This window comes from Mucilaginibacter gossypiicola (assembly GCF_900110105.1).
Taxonomy (GTDB): domain Bacteria; phylum Bacteroidota; class Bacteroidia; order Sphingobacteriales; family Sphingobacteriaceae; genus Mucilaginibacter; species Mucilaginibacter gossypiicola.
In genome coordinates, this window is the sequence record NZ_FOCL01000003.1 from 550,745 (window position 1) to 571,070 (window position 20,326).

Consider the following 20,326-nt stretch of genomic DNA (forward strand, 5'->3'; position numbering starts at 1 on the left):
CCGGTTATCTTGTACCCCGCCCCAACATTGGGCTAAATTGTGATAATTCCCCAAAAAGATGGTTCACAAATCAATTACAAAAATCTGCTTTACTATCATCATTCAAATAAATTCATAAATTTAGCATGTGCAAGATTACCTTTTATTCATAGATACTGAAACCTCCGGCCTGCCCAAAAAGTGGGACCTCCCCTATTGCGATAACGACAACTGGCCCTATGCGCTGCAGGTGTCATGGATTGTTTACACCCGTGATATGCAGGAGGTTAAGCGCGAAGATCATTACATTAAAGATAACGACTTCACCATAAGCGAGAAGGCACGGGCAGTACATGGCCTTACGCAGGAATACCTGGTTGAGCACGGCGAATGGCGCAAAGATGTGATGACCATGCTGGCTAATGACCTGGTAGAATATCAGCCATTGGTTATAGGACACTTTATTGAGCTCGACCTTAACGTTGCCGGCGTGGAGTTTTACCGCACAGGTATCACCAATCCGCTTCAAAACTTAAAAACCTTTTGTACCATGCTGGCTACCACCAAATGGGTACAAAATCCGCAAACCAAATATTTAAGGTTAAACCAGTTGTACGAGGTGCTGTTTAACAAAACGCTCGACAGGCAGCACAATGCACTTGAAGATGCAGAAGCAACAGCAGAATGCTTTTTTGAGATGCTGAAACGCGGCGATATTACCGAAGACAGCGTGGAGCACCAGGAGGTTTACCTGCAAAAAATCCGCTCCGAAAAAAAATACCTTTTACCCGCAGCCATTGTTTTAATTTTGATCATCATCATAGCTTTTTGGTTATATGGTTCAACGTCTTGAATTTTTAAGTAAAGTATCCCCTTTTAGCCTGCTCCCGGCCGATGTACTTGAACAGGTTGCCGACCAATTGCAGGAGATTCGTTATAGTAAAGACACGGTTATTTACCAACAGGAAGTAACCAAAATGCGCGGCGTGGACATCATTGCCGAGGGCGAATACGAATCCTTTTTTTACGATAGCCAGCAAAATAAACGCCTGTTAGAGCACCATCATTCGGGCTATTGCTATGGCGGCATTTCTGTTTTGTTGAACCGCAAGCAGTCTATCCGTACGGTGATTGCCAAGAAAGGTACCACAGTGTTTTTCCTGCACCGTAAGGATTTCCGTTCGCTATGTAAAGCCTACGAAGACTTTGTACAATATTTTACAGCCGATTTCGGCAAGCGGATGCTTAACGATGAGTTTGCTCATTTTTATAAGCGCCCGGCAACTTTTGAGGAAAGCTACATAGCTTCTGAGCAAATGTATTCGCGTAAGATAGAAAGCATTGAATATCGTGAGATAGTTTCCTGTCTGCAAAGTACCCCGGTTTACGAAACCGCACGCTTAATGGCCAAACACAAGGTAAGCTGCATTTTTATCCGCGATGAACAAGCCAAAATTGTAGGTTATGTAACTGATATTACACTGCGCGATAATGTGGTTTCCAAACAGGCCGATACTGCCCAGCCCGTAGGCAACATTATGGATAATCCCATCGTTTGCATCAGCACCAATGCTTACGTTTACGAAGCGATCCTGATGATGTTCCGCACCAAAACCCGGTATTTGCTCATTAAAAACGGCGATGAATTTGTAGGCAGCATCAGCAGGAATAAATTATTGTCCGAGCAGGCACAATCGCCATTGGTGTTTATACAGTCGGTAAAACAGGCTATTTCTGTACAGGAACTTAAACGTAAATGGGAATCGGTACCGCAAATGGTTACGCAATTGCTTGGCCGTGGTGTAAATGCCGAAATTGTGAACCAGGTGATCACCACCATTGCCGATACTATTGCCATAAAGGTAATTGAAAGTGTTATTGCAACCATGGGACAGCCGCCTGCCAAATTTGTTTTCATGGTACTTGGCAGCGAAGGCCGCAAGGAGCAAACCTTCAAAACCGATCAGGATAATGCTATCATTTACGAAGATAAAGCCAACGAACACCGTGAATTAGTGCGCGAATATTTCCTGAGTTTTGCTCAGCAAGTATCCGAAAAGCTCGATCATATTGGTTTTAGTTTTTGCACAGGCGGTTATATGGCCCAAAACCCTAAATGGACGCACTCACTTTCTCATTGGAAACGCAATTACGAAAGCTGGATGGCCGAGGCCGTGCCCGAAACTGTAATTCAGTTCTCTACTTTTTTTGACTGCCGCTACCTGTATGGTGAAGCAAGCATTATGGATGAGCTCAAAGAATTCCTGGACGAGGAGCTGCAAAAACCATTAGGCAAGATCTTTTTCCATATGGCTAAAAATGCTTTGCAATATGAGCCGCCGCTCACCTTTTTCAAAAACATCAAAACGTTTACCAAAGGCAGCCAGGAAGTTTTCGATATCAAAAAATCCATGACACCTATTGTTGACCTTGTGCGGATGTATTCCCTGCGTCATCGTATTTTTGAGGTTAATACCGGCGAGCGGTTAAAAGCGCTAAAAGAGAAAAATGTGTTCAATGAAAAAGAGGCCCACGAACTGATCCAGTCGTACTATTTTTTAATGGGCCTGCGCCTCCGCAACCAGGCTTCTCAAATTATCCAGGACCGCACCGAACCCGACAACTACATCGACCCGGATAAGCTCACCAAAATTGAAAAAGTAGCCTTAAAGGAGATTTTTAAAACCATAGATAATTTCCAAAGCCGGATAAAAGTTGAGTTTACCAATAATTTGTTTGGATAAGGGGGATGAATAGGATATTTAATCCATGTGATTAAAACCATGTCATTGCGAGCGTAGCGCGGCAATCGCACATAGGCAAAACTGCTCTGTATAGCTACGAGATTGCCGCGCTACGCTCGCAATGACATATCTTCATATTACCCTCCCATCTCTTCCAGCCTCGCATAAATCTCTATCATCGCTGCCTGGTCAATCAGGCTTTTAATCCGGCGGGGGCCGAGCAGGTTTTTATCGTCCCGTTCCTGCTGCCAGGTGCGGTTGGCGTCGTCAACAAAAAACCGGAATTGCTTTTTGTCCTTATCAACACGGTACAGTTCCTGGTAACCGCGAAGTAAAACGGCATTGAACCAGTAATTGCCGGGCAACCTGTTGTTACGGTAAAAGTATTGTTCAGAAGCTTTGGCGATACGGCGGGCTTCAACAAGATACTTTTTATCATGAGTAATGTTATAGAGCAACACATTAGCCTGCAGCATGGTACCAGCATTGTAAGTGTAAATGGCCGAATCAATCTTTAACGACGGCACCTTGATGTTATCATAAAACAAGCCTGATGGTGCCTGTAAGTTTTTATTTGTCCAGTTATAAGCCAGTAATGCAGTGTCCAGATATTGTTTGCGCCCTGTTGCTTTGTATAATTGTAAAGCCACCAATATCCCCGGACCATTTGAGCAGGTGTTTTTACCTTTCAAATTGCCCTCTTCCCAATAAAAACCGCCGCCTGCTTCATTGGTATAACCGGTTAATAAAAACCGATAGATCATTTTTGAGGTTTCCAAATATTGCTTATTATGGGTACGGTTATAGGCATCCATTAAAGCTATAGCTACCCATTCGTTATCATCGTAAAACCGTGAATCCTGCTTTTCTTTTGCTACCATGGCCTGGTAAGCCGGTGCCGGTGAACGCGGGGAATAATATTGCTGAATAGCACCCATCACCGGTTTAAGGTATTGCTTTGAGGGCTCCAGCACTTCCATTTCGTTAGCAGCCTGTACCAAAGCACACAGCGGCCACAAAAATGAATGGTTGCCCTTATTCTCGGCCGAATCAGTAGTTTCGAGATACAGGCCGCTTTTTGTATCAGCAAAATAGGTGTTGATGTTTTGATTGATGATCTTTATCCGCTCCTTGTAGTTAGGTGTTTGGGCGCTTGCGCTTAAAGCAGTGAAAAGAAATAGCAGGGTAATCAATTTATTTTTCATAGACAATAATTGTATTTGAGACAGGTATAATTTAAATGCTAAAATAAGCCATAAAAGTGGTTGAATACTTTTATGGCTTTTATTGTTACAATAGCTGTTGTTTTAAAATTTGCCCGCGGCTTTAAGCGTTGCCGCAGCTTCAACCATCATTACACCGCTTAGTTGCGTAGTTAAATCGGTTGTACCAGATGGTTGTTTTTTCCAGTCGGGACTTATCATCAGCGATGGCCGTTCGATCCCCGCCGTGTAGAGTGTTTCGGCATTAAATTTCAGGAAGCTGATAAACTTACTTTTATCTGTTTCAGCAACATCCGGGTCAAGGGCCAGCAGTGTGAGGTACCTGATCAAGATGCCTTTGAATAAGCCACCGTCACCCTGCCCTTCCGACTTCAGGATTCCGCCCGGCGAAATATCAGTGTCATTAATGGTTGCATTAGCCGTATTTACCGCGTCGGTAAGGTAGGCAGCATCTTTGGTAACATGATAAAGTTCCAGCGCTGCGCCAATAAACACGCCCTGGTTATAGGTGAACTTCCATTTGCTAATTTGCCCATCGCCGTTGGCATTTATGCCATCCCAAATGATGCCAGATGGATCAAGCAGGGTTTTCTTTAGCCAGGTGTACAGGCGTTTTGCTGTTGCGAGGTCGGCCTCATTTTTTTCCAAAGCATATAAACGTGCAGCAAAAATGATAGCCGGAGCATTGGCTGGCGTATTTTTATAATCCAGCTGTTTCTTTTGCCAGGCTATCCCACCACCCTGGTTACTGTTTTCGCCGGTTTGAATATCTGCCCAAAGCGTATGCGCTGCGGTTAAATAAGCGGCATCGTTGGTTGCACTGTATGCCCTCAATGTAGCCAGCGACAACCATTCCATATCGTCATAAAAATTGTTTGATAAACCGCCATTGGTTGTTTTAATACCAGTCAAAAGTGAACTCATCCTTTGCTTGTAAATATCATTTTTGCTGCGCAGATAGGCATCGGTAAAAATATCAAGCGTATGGGCATTTGGCCAGTAATTAAAAGTGGTACTGCCGGCATTGTTAGCCACAAAATAACTTCCGTTTGCCGATAGAAATGTGGTATATGTTTTTTCCTGTAAGGAGTCGGCTGTTTCAGCGTATTTATATTCCACCTTCGCCGAAGCCTTGTTGCCATACAGCGGGAAAGGCTTATCCTTTAGGCACGATGAAAAGCTTGCTACCACCCCTCCTGTGAGGGCAATGGCGGCTAATTTTCTGAATACTTTATTTTTCATAAAATATGGTTATTGTGAACCTGCCGCCGTAAGGCGACAGGTGTTAATCATTAATTATTTTACAGTAACTGAGTGGGTATATGCAGCCGCATCAGCACTAAAATCAACCACAATATCTGCATTGTGATTATCGGCAGCCCCGGTAAACTTAAAGCAGAAATCATATTGTGCATCATTAACAGGCACCATGTACCAGAATGATTTGGCCGTATTTGCATCCGGGCGGCTATTATCTGAGTTTTTGCTGCCGTAAAACTGCGTTGAGCTATTACCTGCGGCGTCTTTAAACGTAAAGCGGAATTTATAACGCTCATCCCTACCCCATGACTCCTGGTGGAAAACAATAGAAGCATTATCAATTTCCCATTTACCACCGGCTTTGTAAGGCAGCGGGAACCAAACTTTATTATCGGCAGCAAACCATAAACCAACCTCGGTTACTTCGGTTATAGTAGCCGATGCAGAGGTAAAGTCTACCACTATACGCTCAACTTTAGTTGCACCCGTTACTGTTGTGCTACCGTCTTTTAACAGTTTGGCGCCATCAATAGAGTAAGTGGCAGGCGTACCGGTATTACGCTCGGCGAAATGATAAGTACCCGCTTTTAATGATGTCCAGGCTTCAAATACACCTGCAGCAGTTTGCTTGAAATGTACGGCTTTGCTTAAATCCTCGCCGCCTTCGGTAGCTGAGCCGGTAAGGTACAGATCGGCAGGGATGTCGGTAAAGCCGGCCGCACGCTGAACCTCAATAATGCTTGAAGCAGTAGCCTTAACCACATTGATACCTTTTGACGACATTACAGTCCATTTCAATTTACCGGTAGCCTGCGGCTGGATCCCGGCGAGATCGGCAACCTTGTTCAGATCTTTATAGGAGATGGTAAGTTTGTTGTACAAACCATTAGCATCTGAAGGAATGGTGTAGATCGGTTTTGAAAAATCACCGCTTTCTTTATCAAAAGCTACTTCGTACAAAACCAGTCCATTATCTTCCGCATGAGCTTCGGCCCATTCAAAGGTGGCAGAACCGGTTACCGGCTCCAACTGGATGAATTTGTTATTTGCAGGAGCAAACAGGTTATTTACTGCCGATACCTGTGTATGCTGTAATGTTTTGTCCTTTTTACAGCCTGTTACCATTAAAATGGTTATGATGCCTGCCATAAGGCAGTATGTAATATTTTTCATGATCGCAATTGATTATAATGTCTTTTTATAAATAATTATTGATTTACCAGCCAGGGTTTTGAGTAAGGTTAGGGTCAACGGCACGCTCATCGCGTGGGATTGGCCACAGGTAATTTTTACCCTTATCAAACGTGCGGAGGTTAGCCCTGATGTAACCATTATCAACAGATGCAGGGCCATATTTGGCTCCGTGAGCCCAACCGTTCAACACGGTTTCGGCGGTATGCCAGCGACGGATATCAAACACTCGCAGGCCTTCCATCGCCAGCTCTACACGGCGTTCATTACGAACTATCTCCCTTAAATCGGTCTGGCTTCCGGCTGCAAAATTTAATGCAGGAGCATCGGTAAAGCCGGCACGGGTACGCAGTGCTTTGATGGTTTTGTCCCAAACACCGGCATCCAGCTGACCAAGTTCGTTTTTGGCTTCGGCATACATGAGCAGTACATCGGCATAACGGATCAGGATCAGGTTTAAAGCAGATTGAAAATTCACGGCAGATGAAGGGTCGTAATATTTACGGGTATAATAAGCGGTTGGCGAACTTACCTTGCCCGGCGCATACTCATCAGGCTTGGTAGCACCCGGATCATCGCCCGGTTTGGTGTAAATAACCTGAACGCTGTTATCGGGCTTTTTCCATTTATAACCATTGTACACAACCGTATTGGTAAGCCTTGGGTCGCGATTTACATATGGATTGTTTTCATCGTATCCCGAACCCGTATCAGTGATCTTTTTGCCATTTTCCATCAGGTAGCTGTCAACCAGTTCCTGGGTTGGGGCAAGCGCGTTTAAACGGGCACCAACAGCAAGCGGCGCCATGTCAAAGAAGTTGCTGTATGTGCGCACATCCGGAACAAACTCCAGATCGAAGATCACCTCACTGTTGTACTCATTTTGTGGTAAAAACAATCCCTCGTACGATGGGAACAGGCTGTAGGTACCGTTGCTGTTATCATTCATCAACTTTTCGCAGGTAGTTGCAACTTCCTGCCAGCGGCTTTCATACAGCAGCACCCTTGCTTTTAAGGCGATAGCAGCACCTTTGGTGATCCGTCCCCTGTCGGCATCTTTATAAGCGGTATTAACCGGCAAATCAGTTGTGGCGGCATCAAGCTCCTTCAGTACGAAATCAACAACCTGTGCTTTCGGGGTACGGGCAATGCTTTTTGATTGGTCAATGCTGATGTCTTTATCAAACAAAGGCACATCGCCCCACCAGGTTTCAAGCATAAAATAATGGAAAGCACGTATAAACCTTGCTTCGGCTTTCATACGGGCTTTCAACGTTGCATCCATGGCAGTTACCCTGTCTACATTCTCTAAAAAGATGTTACAGGTTTTTATACCGCTGTAATGGAAACCCCACTCCTGTTTGATCCGCCCCAATGATGGGTCATAAGTACCTGCTGCAAGTGAAGCTGCACCCTGATTATCGCCACGGCCATTGTAGGCATTATCCGACGCTCCTTCATTATAGAAGAAATAGTCGTTGCTGAACATTTGCGAATAGGCTGTATTTAGCACCGCGTCGGCTTTTTCGGTGGTAGTCCAAAAATTACTGTCGGTAAATTTATTGGTTGGCGCCAGATCAAGCTTTTTACAGGCCGATAAACTGGCCAGTAACACTAAAAAGGCGGTTTTATATGTCGAATATTTTTTCATGATGGATAGTATTATAGGGTTACATCTAAACCAAAACCGTAGTAAATGGGCGTTGGATAAGCGCGGGCACTGTTGGCACCACCTGCCCCCAGGTTACTGTTAAACTCTGTCGATTCTGGATCGATAAACTTCACGCCCGAAAACGTAAGCAGGTTTTGGCCCGATACATAAGCCCTCAGTTTTTGTAAGCCCAATAACTTGGCCCATGCATTGGGAAGTGTATAACCTACCTGTACGTTTTTTACACGCAGGTACTTGCCATCAAATAAATACATATCTGAACCGCGCCTGAAGTTGTTTTCGTTTGATTGACTGCCGCTGGCCGCAAGCCTCGGGAAACGCGCATCCGGGTTTTGAGGTGTCCAGAAATCAAGCTCGTGCTGATAGATAACCTGCGAATAGTTTACGTGAAAAGGCTCAACCTGCTCACCGCGGATAAACATGCTGCGTTTACCTACGCCCTGTAAAAACAGGTTAAAGTCAAATCCTTTGTAACTTACATTATAAGTAAACCCAAAAGTTAAGCGGGGGAACGGGCTACCGAAAACAAACTTGTCGTTATCATCAATTACGCCATCGCCATTAACATCCACATAACGGTTATCGCCCGGTGATACGGTTAAGCCGGTTGGTTTAGGACCGTTTTTAATATCATCCAGGTTTTGAAAATAACCATCACGTTTTAAGGCAACGTATGAGCCTATCGGCAAGCCTACGCGATTGATCACCTGCATCTCGTCATAGCTTTTCAGCTGATCGCCGCCTTCAAGATAAAGCACCTTGTTTTTGCTGTCGGCCACGTTGAAGCTAAAGGAGTGTTTAAAGTTTTGCGTAGTGAGGTAGTAGTTAACTGTTAGCTCCCAACCGTGGTTTTGTACTTTACCCGCATTGTAGCTTGGCAACCCGGCACCAAACGTTCCCGGCACAATGGGCGGCAGCAGGATATCGCGGGTGGTTTTATTAAAATAGTCAATAGCTACAGTTAAACTGTTTTTCAGGAAACCGGCATCAACACCTATGTTAAGTGTTGCCGCACGTTCCCAGCGCAGATCGGGATTGGCAAAGGATATGGCTGTGCCACCCACGCCCGAGTTGTTAAAACCATAAGCATTTTGGAAGGGGCCGTAAGTGCGCAGGTACTGGTAATCGCTAACGCTTTGGTTACCCAAAATACCGTATGATGCACGCAATTTCAAATCGCCGATATTGTTACGATAATTTTGCATAAAGCGCTCTTCGGTAAGGCGGTAGCCACCCGATACCGACGGGAAGAAAGCACCGCGGTTTTGAGGTGCAAATTTTGATGAAGCATCTACACGAAAATCAAACTCACCGTAATATTTATTTTGGTATGAATAGTTTGCCCTGCCAAATAACGAGTTAAGACTGGTTTCGGTAGTTCCGTTATTAGATGCTGATGAAGTAGCCGGATCAATAATAGTACCGGTGGTTGGTGTTCCTAACTCTGGATCGGTATATTTAAGGTGGATGCTGTTTTGCTTAGCCGTGGTAGATTCGTTAGCCACGCCTACCAACACATCAACATTGTGCGATTTGTTGAAAGTTTTGGCAAACTCGGCCAGTAACTGCGTATTGGTGAACAAGGTTTTGTTATTATCATCGTTGGTGTTGCGATCTGCCCCATAAGTTCCGGATGGATAAAAATTCACCTGCTTAACGCGGGTAAACTGATGATCGGACAATAACCTGCCACCAAAAACAGCCTTCAGTTTAAAATCTTTGGTAACCGATAGTTCGGCATTTAAGTTACCCAGCAGGTTGTCATCATCATGAGTACGGTAACCACCCTGTTCCAGGATGCCCAACGGGTTAAACTCGGTCAGTACATCATTGGTGAGGTATCGACCCTGGTCGTCCTTAATTTTATAATAGGTTGGGGTACGGCCTGCATCAACAATCAAAGTTCCGGTATTGTAGGAATGTTCCCTGATCTCAGAGCGCGAGTAGGCAAGGATACTTGTGAGCTTTAACTTACCGTAGTTGCTGGTTAGGTTCATGCGGTAGTTATAGCGCCTTAAACCGTAATCAGGCCCAACAAGGTTACTGCGCTGATCGGTTACCCCGGCCGATACCAGGAACGAAGTGGTAGCATTACCGCCTGTTAAGCTCAGGTTATGGCTTTGCTGCCACGAATCTTTTAAAATAGCATCTAAAAACCATTGCTGATCGCCCTCCTGTTGAAAGTTCCTGATATCCTGCGGACTATAAATTGGCTGTAAACCGGCATTAACCATAGCCTCGTTACGTAAAATGGCATTTTCATAGCTGTGTACCGGTTTATAACCCACATGTGGCGACTGGATACCGGCCTGTCCGTTATAATTTACGGTAGTGCGTGAGTTATTTTTACCTTTTTTAGTAGTAACCAAAATAACCCCATTAGCCGAGCGCGAACCATAAATAGCCGCTGAACCGGCATCCTTCAATACCGAAACACTTTCGATATCCAAAGGATTAAGCAGGTTGATATCGCCACCGGTAATACCGTCAATAACCACCAGAGGGGTATTATCATTAAGCGTGCTCACCCCCCTGATATTCACATTGGCATAAGCTCCGGGCTCGGAGCTTGTTTGCTGTATAATAAGGTTGGGCGATGTACCCTGCAATGCCTGGGTAAGATTGATTGAAGGTTTTGACTCGATAGCTTTGGCACTTACCTGGTCAACCGCGCCGATAACATTTGTACGTCGCTGGGTACCGTAACCCACCACCACTACCTCGTTAAGCGAAGTACGTTCGGGGACCATCTGTACATTTATAGTAGCCTCATTACCAACAGACTGTTCCTTAGCTGCATAGCCTATAAAGTTAAATACAAGGGTACCGTTGGCATCAGGCACATCAATGGTATAATTACCATTAATATCGGTTACTGTGCCTATGGTGGTACCTTTAACCCGTACGCTTGCGCCGGGTATAACTAAGTTGTTCTCGTCCGTAACTTTACCTTTAACTTTAATGGGTTGCCTGGGACCATGATCAATCCCTCCTGTATTGCTTTCAATCTCAGGCTTTTCATCAATAACTATAACATCGTCGATGATCTTATAGCTGAGATTAAAGGGCGTTAGCACCTGATCAAGTACTTCCCTGATACTTTTGTCTTTAACCTTAAGGTTTACAACATAAGTAGGTTTAAGTACATTATCGGCGTAGGCAAATTTGATATGCTTTTCGTTCGAGATCTTATCCAGTGCATCGGTTAGTTTGGCATTTTTGAGCTTGAGCGTAACCGATACCTCCAGAAATTTTTGCCCGAACGTGTTGTTTGCCACGGCCGTAAAGCACATGAGGCAAACCACAAAGCAGGCAAGCGAGGTAATTTTCATTAATATTAATACATGACGAATTACTCCATTTGAAAATAGAGATATATTCATAGATTTGAGAAAATTAAAGTGTTTGAAATTCAAGTGCTTCGTTCTGAATTGGACCTCTAAACGCTGCACTTATTAATAACCCGGCATTTTAGTTTAACCCTGTCAAAATCCCTTTTGAGCAGGGTTTTTTAATGTATTTATGTTATCATAGCTTGCTATTTAGGTTAACTGATAATTGGTATATCTCTTTTATTAATTGGTTTTTATGTTAGCAACCTCGCCCTTTTAGCTGGTAAACCGTACCTTTTTGCATGGCTTTACCTTTTACCAGTTTCGATATGATCTTCATGATATTTTCCAGCGAAACATTAGTAAAATTGGCTGTAATCGAACAACGCGCCAGGTTAACATCGGCTTTTACAGTTACGTTAAAGTGGCGGTTAATGGTGTTGAGCACTTCGGGCAGCGCCGCGTTTTTAAATACCAGTTCGCCATCTTTCCAGCTGCTTAGCGCATTCACATCTACCTGTGCATTTTTTATTACGGATAGCTTATTCTTATCAAAAACAACTTCTTCGGCAGGGGTTAAAAACGTTGTTGTACTCTTCGCCTTACCCGCAGGAGTAACCACCCCTACTTTTCCGCTTAAAACATCAACCTTAATAAAACTTTCGTTAGCGTAGGCTTTGATATTAAAGCTGGTACCTAATACCTGGGTGCGTACGTTTCCGGTATGGATGATGAAGGCTTTGGCCGGGTCATGGGCCACATCCAAAAAAGCCTCGCCTTCAAGCTTAATTTCGCGTTTTTCGCCTCTGAATGTTTCAGGATAGGTAAGCTTACTGCCTGCATTCAACCATATTTTGGAACCATCGGCAAGGGTAAAATTTATGGTTTGTCCGTTAGCAGCAACCAATTGCTTGCTGGCGATAGGATCCAAACGATCAAGCAGGGCATAACGATAATGATAGGCTGCCATTATTGAAATACATAAACCCGCAAGAAGCGAGGCTGCAACCATCCATGTTTTGGATTTACCAGTTTTTTTCTTCTCTGCATTATCTAAAGCGGCATTGATCCTGCTATATACGCCATCGGCATTAAATTCCACATCGTCCCCGGCTTCGTTTTGTACGCTGCTGAGATCAAGCTCATCGAAATACTTATTTACAAGCTCTTCCTGCAAATGCCTGTCATTTGCACCGGATTGTTTTTTTCTGAAAGGGAACTTTGCCATGGTTTATAACTGCAGGATGCAATAAACCGGGATACCCCCCAAAGTAATTGAAAATATTTTTTCCAGGAAGCTTTATTGCCATTATTCACAGCCTATTATCATGGCCTAAAGCTTTCTGATCTTACGATTTTTTACAGGTTGTCAATTGACCGCTGCCGTTCGTCAATTGGATTTCGGTATGCCTGCAACGACGGTTATCTTTGGGTATGTAAGGCTCATGGAGCCCTATTATAACCTTCCGGGGTTCGGTTATACTGAAACAATAGAACATCTGATTTAAACAAAAGATGAAAAAAAGATTTAAAACTTCGATCATAGAAAATACCTGGATCAAGGGCTTCCTGATAGTTTCGGCGTTATTAATAAGTCCTCATTTCTCCCGGGCACAGGATTTTAGCGCATATAAAAAAGCATTCTTTATTAGGGGCAAAGACACGTTACGTTACAGGATATTATATCCTGAACATTATGAACCCGGAAAGTCATACCCTTTAATCGTTTACCTTCATGGTGCAGGCTTTAGAGGGAATGATAATGAACAACAACTCGGCGGCAATAGCAAGTATTACGGAGCTGGCAAAGATTTTTTAAATGATTCGGTCCGGAAAAAATATCCTGCACTTGTAGTTTTCCCACAATGTCCTGCCGACAGCATGTGGTTCAAAATCCCTCCGTCGGCACCTTATGATACTACAGCAGCAGTTAACCATAAAATGAACACCCTGGCACTTTCAACACCAGAGCGGATGGTAAAACTTTTAATTGACAGTTTGGCTAAACATAAAATTGCAGACAGAAAAAGAATTTACCTGGGCGGCACTTCGCTTGGCGCCTTTGGCACTTACGATTTGATAGTGCATTATCCAGACTATTTTGCGGCAGCTTTCCCTATATGCGGTCAGGCCAATGTAGTGCTATATCCAAAAAAGGCAGCTAACGTTCCGGTATGGATTTTTCACGGCGCGGCTGATGACATTATTAACCCATGGCCAGACAGGAGCCTGATAAAGGCTCTACAACAAAATGGTGCAAAAAACGCGAAATATACAGAATACCCAGGCTTAAAACATGACATTGAAGCCAGGGTATTTGCTGAACCAGACTTGTTCTCATGGCTATTTTCGTTTAAAAAATAGCGCAGAGCGACTTTAAAATCGACAACTTTTAACCTATCAACTGCGCTGTCTGAAAAGTGCATGCTAAAATGCGAACAATCGCATTTATTTTCCGAACACATGCAGCAACAACAGCGCTACTACCGATGGCAGATAATCAGTTAAACCAGTGCGCAGATACCTCAAAGCGATAGTGATCTGATTTTCGACGGTTTTGATGGAGATGTTTAGCCGGGCGGCTATTTCTTTATTGCTGAGATATTCCTTACGGCTCAGGGTAAAGATCTGCCTGCATTTTTCGGGGAGTTGCGCTACGCCATCTTCCAGTAAATGTGCAATATCATCCTGGAACAACTTGCTATCGGCCGAATATTTTTCGACCAGTGTTTCAATCACGGTAAGATCTACAGATGCTTTTTTGGTGCGCAGGTAAAATAACACCCTATGCCTGATCGCTACTTTGAGGTAAGCCTCGAGTGAGGTAATATTTAACTGGTTGCGCTTTGTCCACAGATCAATAAATAATTCCTGCACCAGATCTTCACAAACATCTTTATCCCTGAAAAGATTATAGGCCGCATAAAACAACTTCGACGAATATTTATGGTACAGAATTTCAAATGCCTTACGGTCATCAAGCCTTAACTGCTCCAATAACCGGGCATCAGGCCACATTTGATATTCCTTGTCGTGGAGCATAAGTGGGCGGTAAAACGGTTTACTGATTGGTGGGGCATATTTACAAGAAAATTTTTAAATAAAAAAACTTTTGATATCACTCATCGGTAAACATGGCTAACCTACGATATTTTTTGTCGGTTCATTGATTCAATTGTCTTAAACAAAAAACGCCTGGCAGCTATAGCCAGGCATTGAAAGGTTTTAGAAGATGCTTAAAATTTATGAATGTTGTTTACGCCCCGGTAAAACTTCATTGCCGTTGGTTTTAACCAACGGTATAATGAGTACCAACAAGAGGGCTTTAGCCCAAATCGACTTGCAGAATTGGGCTAAAGCCAGGGCTCTTTAGCCTTTGTCCCGTTGGTTTTAACCAACGGCAATGAATATTTTGCATTTCAAACGGCATCTTAAGAAGAGAGCATTACTTTATCGTTGTTATAATAAGTGCCGAGTTAAGCAGCAGCAATATAGGCTGTATTAAAGTCGAAAAGTTCTGCAGTTTTTCGTTACGTAACGACTTCTTGTTTTGCTCAATGTAAATAACATCATTGTTTTGCATCATCATGGCCGGGCTTGATAATGAGGCCACATCACTCAAATCAAGCTCTATGATCTGCGGGTTAACAATCCCGCCACGCACAACCTTAACATGCTTTTCATTGCCTTTGTCGGTTATACCGCCGGCTTCACCGAGCATATCTATTAAGCTGGCATTATCTTTTATAAGCTGATAATTACCGGGGCGCCTCACTTCGCCGAGTACGGTAACTTTAAGGTTGATAATCTTCACATCGATAATAGGGTTTTTGATAAGATTTTTGCCATACAGGTCCTGAATTTTATTGGCAGCCTCCAGCCTTGATAAACCATCAACCTTTACACGGCCAATTACAGGCAGTGCAACGGTACCGTCTTCGGCCACTTCATAACTTTGCCCCACAGCAGCAGCGCCGCCGCCCGATGATGAAGGGGCCGTGCCGGCACCCGTCGGGATGTCATCAACTATGTATTTAATGTTTTGCAGGTTGCGCACCTGCAAAACATCCTGCGGTTTTATTTTGTATACCTGAGCATTACCAGTGAAGCCTGTTATAGGCGATGCCGCGTCTTTCCTTTCCAGGAAAGCCTGGTTTTGCTTGTAGGAGCATGAGCTGAAAAAACACAGCAGCAAAAACGCCATTAAAACCAACTTTAATGGCTGGGGGGAAATACATCTGATCATTTTTAAATTGGGGGAATAAAATTGAATTGTTGTTTAAGCGTTTTCGAGATATAGTGCAACTTCCACTTTTCCAGGCTGTATTGACTGAGTTTTTTTCTTGCTCAGTTTAATGCTTTCAAAATGACTTGCATATTGGTTTACGATATTTTCGCAGGTATAAACCGTTTTGATCTTGTTGGTATTATTAGCCAAAAAGTGTTCATATACCTTATCGACCTTATTTACAGCGCGTAAATGTTCGGCCACATCCATGGCGCTACTAAAATAAAAGGCGTCATCACCTAATACTGCACGGTTAAATTTATTATCGTGCGAGCAAATAAGACCGCTTGAAGCCATTGCTTCAAGTAAAGAAGGGTTTGTGCCGCCAACTGTATGTCCGTGGAAATATAAATTAGAGTAGTAACGCAGGTTATTAAGTTTCGCCATATCATACACCCCACCCACAAACCTGATTTTATCAAAAGGTGCAAATTTCAATTTAAGATATTCACCAAAATCATTGGCAGTATTACCAACAACCAGGAACGGCCTGTTGTTATTGGTCCTTACAACGCCGTCAAGTATTGTTTCAATACTGTTTTCGGGTTCCATCCTTGCAATCAGCATATCGTATTCATAGGCTTTTATTGCATAGTCATTCAGTATTGCCGGATCCGGATTTTCAAACATCTCGGCGCCATAAGGTATAAAAGTTGCGTTCTTTTTATATTTATTACCCAAATAGTGCTGAATTTCGGTCGAATCGGCAATCAGGTAGTCGCTGTATTTTACAGCAAGCTTTTCGGCAAAATGCAGGAAACGTTGCACAGGCTTTGAATATTTGGCCCGTTTCCATTCCAGCCCATCCATATTGGTGGTTATCACCGAATTACGCGGGAAAAGCCATGACCAAACAGAACTACTGGTGTACCCCAGCTGCAGTATAATATCAAAATTGCCTTTCTGTAAATCCCTGATGCAATTTAGGTCGTAAAAAAACTGGCCTATGGTACCCAGCTTGCATTCCGGGTCATAACAATGCCGTATTTCAACGCCATTCCATTCCTTTTGCTGGTATGGGTGATTATGCGAGTTGTAAACCACAACTTCATAACCCTTTTTCACTAAACCAACCGATAAATATTCGGCACATTGTTCAAAACCACCGTAATGATTTGGGATACCTCTGGTTCCGATAATAGCAATCCGCATAAGCCAAATTTTTGATATTATATAAATATTAATTTAAAATACATCAGCTTTAATACCTACATTAAAAACAAGTATCCGAACTAATGAATGACTAATATTACGCACAAAAACCCGATTTTTATGCTTTTTGAAGGCATATGAACGGAATGAACGGGATGAACAGATGTGAACAAAACAAACAGCAATAAAATAATAATTCACAAATAATAATATTTTACGATTATTATTTAACAGGTATTTTATGTATCTTTAGCCCACTGTAAATTAAAATCATGAGTTTAAAATTTAACAACCATGCGGGATGCGAATGAAGTGGTAATTGTATATATTTAAATAAGCTCGCAGTTATTTAAACCTTATTAGTAAATGAGCAAAACACTGAAACTACTCTCGCGGATCAACCTGAAAACCATTGTTTTTAATTTCAAATATTTTCCTTTTAAAACGGCCATAAAACTACCCGTTTTAATTTCGAACAATATTTACCTGCACGAAACCAAGGGGAAGGTTACTATAAACGGCCCCATCAAAACGGCGCTGATACAAATTGGCTACGGTAAAGTTGGCATCTCCGATTTTAAAAGGGCCCGCGGCGTTTGGCAGGTATTTGGCGAGGTGGTTTTTAATGGCCGCGCCTTCATTATGCATGGCTGCAAAATAAACGTGGGCGAAAATGGGCAACTCATTTTTGGCGAAAATTTTAACATGAGCACCGAATGCGCATTAGTAGCCGAAAAGAAAATCACCATTGGTAATAATAGCGGCATAAGCTGGGAAAGCCTGGTAATGGATACCGATTTCCATCACATTTTCGATGAAAACGGCCAGGTTTTTAATCACCCCAAAGAAGTTGTTATAGGCGATAATGTTTGGGTTGGTTGCCGCTGCACCATTTTGAAAGGATCTAATTTACCCAACGGAAGTATTATTGCAGCAGGGTCCTTGGTTACCAAGAAACTGGTTGGCGAGAAAAGCATTTTTGGAGGCAACCCAATGCGGGTGCTCAAAGAAAATATTACCTGGAAATATTAAAAATCAAATAATTGGCAAAATGGCATCGCCCAGGTCATAGTTCAAATTTTCATTTCGTTTGGCGATAGCTTTAGCAGGTACCCCGCCAACTACGGTGTATGGTGCAACATCGCGGGTAACAACAGCTCCGGCGGCAACAACTGCCCCCTCACCTATAGTAACTCCGGGCAAAATCACAGCCCGCGAACAGATCCAGGCATAGTTGCCAATGGTAACCGGGGCTCCTGTTTGAGCAAAATTACTATCATTATAATCATGATGTAAGGTCCAGATCATCACCTCGTTACTCAGGTTAACATTATCACCGATAGTTAAACCGCAACGCGCATCAAGCAATGCCCCGTGACCAATAACTGAACTATTGCCAATGGTTAAAAGCCGCGGACGCCTCACTTCAAATCCTCTATAAATACCGGTACGCTTACCTACTTTTGCTTTCAGCATACGTAAACAAAAGATCCGCAGGGTATGAAAAGGGAGATAGCCGATTACACCACAGATCATATAAATAAAAGAGCCTTTTAATTTATCAAATGACGTTGCCACAACAGCCGGTGCTTCGTCTGTTGATATATGCATTATATTTTGTTCGGTTATATTCATGTTGAATCGAAATTCTTTTATTGCCCTATGCTACCTTCCCTACACTAATCACCTTACGGTTTTTCAAAACTTTTCCCGGTACGCCAGCCACTACCGAATCATTATCAACCGACCGGGTTACCACACTCCCGGCGGCTATCACACATCCGTTGCCTATAGTAACCCCGGCTAAAATGATAGCTCCGGCCCCTATCCAGCAGTCGTTTTTAATAACCACACCATTGCGGGATACCCCCTGATCTTTAATATTGACGTTGAGGTCCGAAAAATTATGATTTTCGGAAAACACCTGCACACCAGGACCAATTATCACGTTATCTCCGATTTCAATCCCTCCCTGACCGCCAAGATAAGCACCGGCATTTATGCCTGTATTATTGCCAATACTTATACCCTTTCCCTTTTGCGATATGATCCCGGTACCCACCAGGGTGCAATTGCGGGCAATAGACACGTTATCTTTTACCATTATCCCATCATATGACAGCGCGTTGATAAATACATTATCTTCAATGATCAGATTTTTACCTGCCGAAAAAAGATAGGCATGCCTTATTTTCACATTGCTGCCTATAAAAAGCAAACCTTCCACATGCTTCAAAAACAAACGCATCCACCCGCCCCGTAATACCTGGCCAAACCTGCCCGATAGTATCACCCCCATATCCACGAAGGTGTACTTGCTCTCCCATTTATAGTCGGGGTTGCGCTTGAGCTTCCGAATAATTTTCTCTACCAGCATAAGCCTCAGTAATTAAGGTTAGTATTTCGTTTGCAGCTTTTGTCCATGAAAACTTGCGTGCCTGGGCAAATCCCTGGTTTACTTTTTCGTTGTACAAAGCCTGATCGCTCAAAAGCAATTCTATTTCAAGGGCAATCTCGTTTTCATCATCCGGATTGGCATAAAGAACGGCAGTTCCGCATACCTCGGGCATAGCCGTTCTGTCTGAAACCACAACCGGCACACCGCATTGCATAGCCTCAAGCGGTGGCAAACCAAAACCTTCGGCGTATGACGGAAAACAAAATACTTTTGCCCGCGCATAAAGCAAATGCAGGTCGGCCTCGGGTACATGCCCGGTAAAAATTATGCGCTCCCAAAGCTGTTTTGAGGTTACATATCCATCAAGCTCAGGATAGTTACCACGTTCACCGGCAATAACCAACATCAGATCAAAATTTTGCAACAGGTTTAATGCCTTAACCAAACCAATAAGGTTTTTTCGAATATTTACCCGGCCGACATACAGCAGGTAATTTTGGGGCAGATTATATTTCGCTTGAATGGTTAGAATATCATTTTCATTATACGCATGAAGCGGTTTAAACGCCTTGTTAATTCCGTGATAAACTACATTGACTCCAAGCGGGACATTTATACCATGCTTCTGCATGCGCTCTTTTTCACAATTGGATATGGTGATGATCTGATCGGCCTTAGCTGCAAAACGAATCATCTGCTTAAAATAGGTTGCCTCGGCTTTGGTGTAATATTGCGGATAATCAAGAAACAACACATCATGAATGTAGGCTATTTTCAAAGCCCTGGCCGGCCATGTACTGCTAAAATTCTGAAACAGCAAAACATCAATATTGTATATCAATGTCATTAGCGGCACCAGGAACAGGTTTGACAACAGATTGGGGATTCCCGGTAAAAAAATCAGTTTTACATGTGCCGGAAAATGAGATTGGGCTTTAGTCTTACTTTTATTAACAAGGAAAAGATATACCTCAAAACGATCATCACCAGTACGAATAATTTCATCCACCAGGTTTTTCACCACCATGTGCCCACTCGGCGGCCCATCGAAATACCATTTGGCATCTATCCCTAACCGTATCTTCAT

At 43.2% G+C, this 20,326-nt stretch carries 16 protein-coding genes; 4 read left to right on the forward strand and 12 right to left on the reverse strand.

Translation table 11 applies throughout. The features are described 5' to 3' along the window. Positions 1–127 precede the first annotated feature (127 nt). Both BMX50_RS12150 and BMX50_RS12155 read left to right on the forward strand, forming a co-directional pair. Positions 128–832 (forward strand): 3'-5' exonuclease, encoded by a 705-nt coding sequence (locus BMX50_RS12150; RefSeq protein WP_091210787.1) that lies wholly within the window; start codon positions 128–130, stop codon positions 830–832. Further along, complete coding sequence (locus BMX50_RS12155) at positions 816–2,723, forward strand: DUF294 nucleotidyltransferase-like domain-containing protein (protein ID WP_091210788.1); 1,908 nt, start codon at positions 816–818, stop codon at positions 2,721–2,723. The genes BMX50_RS12150 and BMX50_RS12155 overlap by 17 nt, the downstream gene beginning before the upstream one ends. A gap of 137 nt (positions 2,724–2,860) precedes the next feature. Here the strand turns inward: BMX50_RS12155 and BMX50_RS12160 are convergent, their stop codons facing one another. The 6 genes from BMX50_RS12160 to BMX50_RS12185 form a co-directional block, all read right to left on the reverse strand. Then, the gene (locus BMX50_RS12160; RefSeq protein WP_091210789.1) at positions 2,861–3,928 is read right to left on the reverse strand and encodes a glycoside hydrolase family 76 protein; all 1,068 of its coding nucleotides are present in this window, start codon (positions 3,926–3,928) and stop codon (positions 2,861–2,863) included. A 102-nt stretch (positions 3,929–4,030) separates the two neighbouring features. Further along, on the reverse strand, positions 4,031–5,188 hold the full coding sequence (locus BMX50_RS12165; RefSeq protein ID WP_091210790.1) for a glycoside hydrolase family 76 protein: 1,158 nt from the start codon (positions 5,186–5,188) through the stop codon (positions 4,031–4,033). A 54-nt stretch (positions 5,189–5,242) separates the two neighbouring features. After that, positions 5,243–6,379, reverse strand: a complete 1,137-nt coding sequence (locus BMX50_RS12170) for a SusE domain-containing protein (protein ID WP_091210791.1) — start codon at positions 6,377–6,379, stop codon at positions 5,243–5,245. Between the two features lie 43 nt (positions 6,380–6,422). Then, a complete protein-coding gene (locus BMX50_RS12175; RefSeq protein ID WP_091210792.1) occupies positions 6,423–8,048 on the reverse strand; it encodes a RagB/SusD family nutrient uptake outer membrane protein in 1,626 nt (541 codons plus the stop codon). 11 nt (positions 8,049–8,059) lie between these two features. After that, positions 8,060–11,401 carry a TonB-dependent receptor gene (locus tag BMX50_RS12180; protein WP_167667875.1) on the reverse strand — a complete coding sequence of 1,114 codons (3,342 nt, stop codon included), beginning with the start codon at positions 11,399–11,401 and terminating at the stop codon, positions 8,060–8,062. A gap of 259 nt (positions 11,402–11,660) precedes the next feature. After that, positions 11,661–12,629, reverse strand: coding sequence for a FecR family protein (locus BMX50_RS12185; protein WP_091210794.1), 969 nt, complete (start codon positions 12,627–12,629; stop codon positions 11,661–11,663). Positions 12,630–12,916: 287 nt separating this feature from the next. On the opposite strand from BMX50_RS12185, the gene BMX50_RS12190 reads away from it, so the two are divergent. Further along, positions 12,917–13,765, forward strand: coding sequence for a carboxylesterase family protein (locus BMX50_RS12190; RefSeq protein ID WP_091210795.1), 849 nt, complete (start codon positions 12,917–12,919; stop codon positions 13,763–13,765). Between the two features lie 84 nt (positions 13,766–13,849). On the opposite strand, the gene BMX50_RS12195 is transcribed toward BMX50_RS12190, so the two are convergent. The 3 genes from BMX50_RS12195 to BMX50_RS12205 all read right to left on the reverse strand — a co-directional run bounded on the left by BMX50_RS12195 (position 13,850) and on the right by BMX50_RS12205 (position 16,841). Then, positions 13,850–14,443, reverse strand: a complete 594-nt coding sequence (locus BMX50_RS12195; protein ID WP_091210796.1) for an RNA polymerase sigma-70 factor — start codon at positions 14,441–14,443, stop codon at positions 13,850–13,852. 403 nt (positions 14,444–14,846) lie between these two features. Further along, complete coding sequence (locus BMX50_RS12200) at positions 14,847–15,605, reverse strand: polysaccharide biosynthesis/export family protein (protein WP_167667876.1); 759 nt, start codon at positions 15,603–15,605, stop codon at positions 14,847–14,849. Positions 15,606–15,680: 75 nt separating this feature from the next. After that, positions 15,681–16,841, reverse strand: a complete 1,161-nt coding sequence (locus BMX50_RS12205; RefSeq protein ID WP_091210798.1) for a DUF1972 domain-containing protein — start codon at positions 16,839–16,841, stop codon at positions 15,681–15,683. 366 nt (positions 16,842–17,207) lie between these two features. Here BMX50_RS12205 and BMX50_RS12210 point away from each other — a divergent pair, with 366 nt between their 5' ends. Then, positions 17,208–17,873, forward strand: coding sequence for an acyltransferase (locus BMX50_RS12210; RefSeq protein ID WP_091210799.1), 666 nt, complete (start codon positions 17,208–17,210; stop codon positions 17,871–17,873). Between the two features lie 3 nt (positions 17,874–17,876). On the opposite strand, the gene BMX50_RS35120 is transcribed toward BMX50_RS12210, so the two are convergent. Genes BMX50_RS35120 through BMX50_RS12225 form a run of 3 tightly spaced genes read right to left on the reverse strand, consistent with a single transcriptional unit; the run spans position 17,877 to position 20,326 of the window. Then, the gene (locus BMX50_RS35120; RefSeq protein WP_317040875.1) at positions 17,877–18,452 is read right to left on the reverse strand and encodes an acyltransferase; all 576 of its coding nucleotides are present in this window, start codon (positions 18,450–18,452) and stop codon (positions 17,877–17,879) included. A 49-nt stretch (positions 18,453–18,501) separates the two neighbouring features. After that, entirely contained in the window at positions 18,502–19,218 is a 717-nt protein-coding gene (locus BMX50_RS12220) for an acyltransferase (protein ID WP_091210800.1), read from the reverse strand. Next, positions 19,169–20,326 (reverse strand): glycosyltransferase family 4 protein, encoded by a 1,158-nt coding sequence (locus tag BMX50_RS12225; RefSeq protein ID WP_167667880.1) that lies wholly within the window; start codon positions 20,324–20,326, stop codon positions 19,169–19,171. The genes BMX50_RS12220 and BMX50_RS12225 overlap by 50 nt, the downstream gene beginning before the upstream one ends.

Coding starts and splice junctions, on each gene's coding strand:
- BMX50_RS12175 (WP_091210792.1), bottom strand. CDS start 8,048: ATGAAAAAATATTCGACATATAAAACCGCCTTTTTAGTGTTACTGGCC.
- BMX50_RS12190 (WP_091210795.1), top strand. CDS start 12,917: ATGAAAAAAAGATTTAAAACTTCGATCATAGAAAATACCTGGATCAAG.
- BMX50_RS12160 (WP_091210789.1), bottom strand. CDS start 3,928: ATGAAAAATAAATTGATTACCCTGCTATTTCTTTTCACTGCTTTAAGC.
- BMX50_RS12205 (WP_091210798.1), bottom strand. CDS start 16,841: ATGCGGATTGCTATTATCGGAACCAGAGGTATCCCAAATCATTACGGT.
- BMX50_RS12165 (WP_091210790.1), bottom strand. CDS start 5,188: ATGAAAAATAAAGTATTCAGAAAATTAGCCGCCATTGCCCTCACAGGA.
- BMX50_RS12170 (WP_091210791.1), bottom strand. CDS start 6,379: ATGAAAAATATTACATACTGCCTTATGGCAGGCATCATAACCATTTTA.
- BMX50_RS12200 (WP_167667876.1), bottom strand. CDS start 15,605: ATGGCGTTTTTGCTGCTGTGTTTTTTCAGCTCATGCTCCTACAAGCAA.
- BMX50_RS12225 (WP_167667880.1), bottom strand. CDS start 20,326: ATGAAGATACGGTTAGGGATAGATGCCAAATGGTATTTCGATGGGCCG.
- BMX50_RS12220 (WP_091210800.1), bottom strand. CDS start 19,218: ATGCTGGTAGAGAAAATTATTCGGAAGCTCAAGCGCAACCCCGACTAT.
- BMX50_RS12210 (WP_091210799.1), top strand. CDS start 17,208: ATGAGCAAAACACTGAAACTACTCTCGCGGATCAACCTGAAAACCATT.
- BMX50_RS35120 (WP_317040875.1), bottom strand. CDS start 18,452: ATGCATATATCAACAGACGAAGCACCGGCTGTTGTGGCAACGTCATTT.
- BMX50_RS12185 (WP_091210794.1), bottom strand. CDS start 12,629: ATGGCAAAGTTCCCTTTCAGAAAAAAACAATCCGGTGCAAATGACAGG.
- BMX50_RS12155 (WP_091210788.1), top strand. CDS start 816: ATGGTTCAACGTCTTGAATTTTTAAGTAAAGTATCCCCTTTTAGCCTG.
- BMX50_RS12180 (WP_167667875.1), bottom strand. CDS start 11,401: ATGAAAATTACCTCGCTTGCCTGCTTTGTGGTTTGCCTCATGTGCTTT.
- BMX50_RS12195 (WP_091210796.1), bottom strand. CDS start 14,443: ATGCTCCACGACAAGGAATATCAAATGTGGCCTGATGCCCGGTTATTG.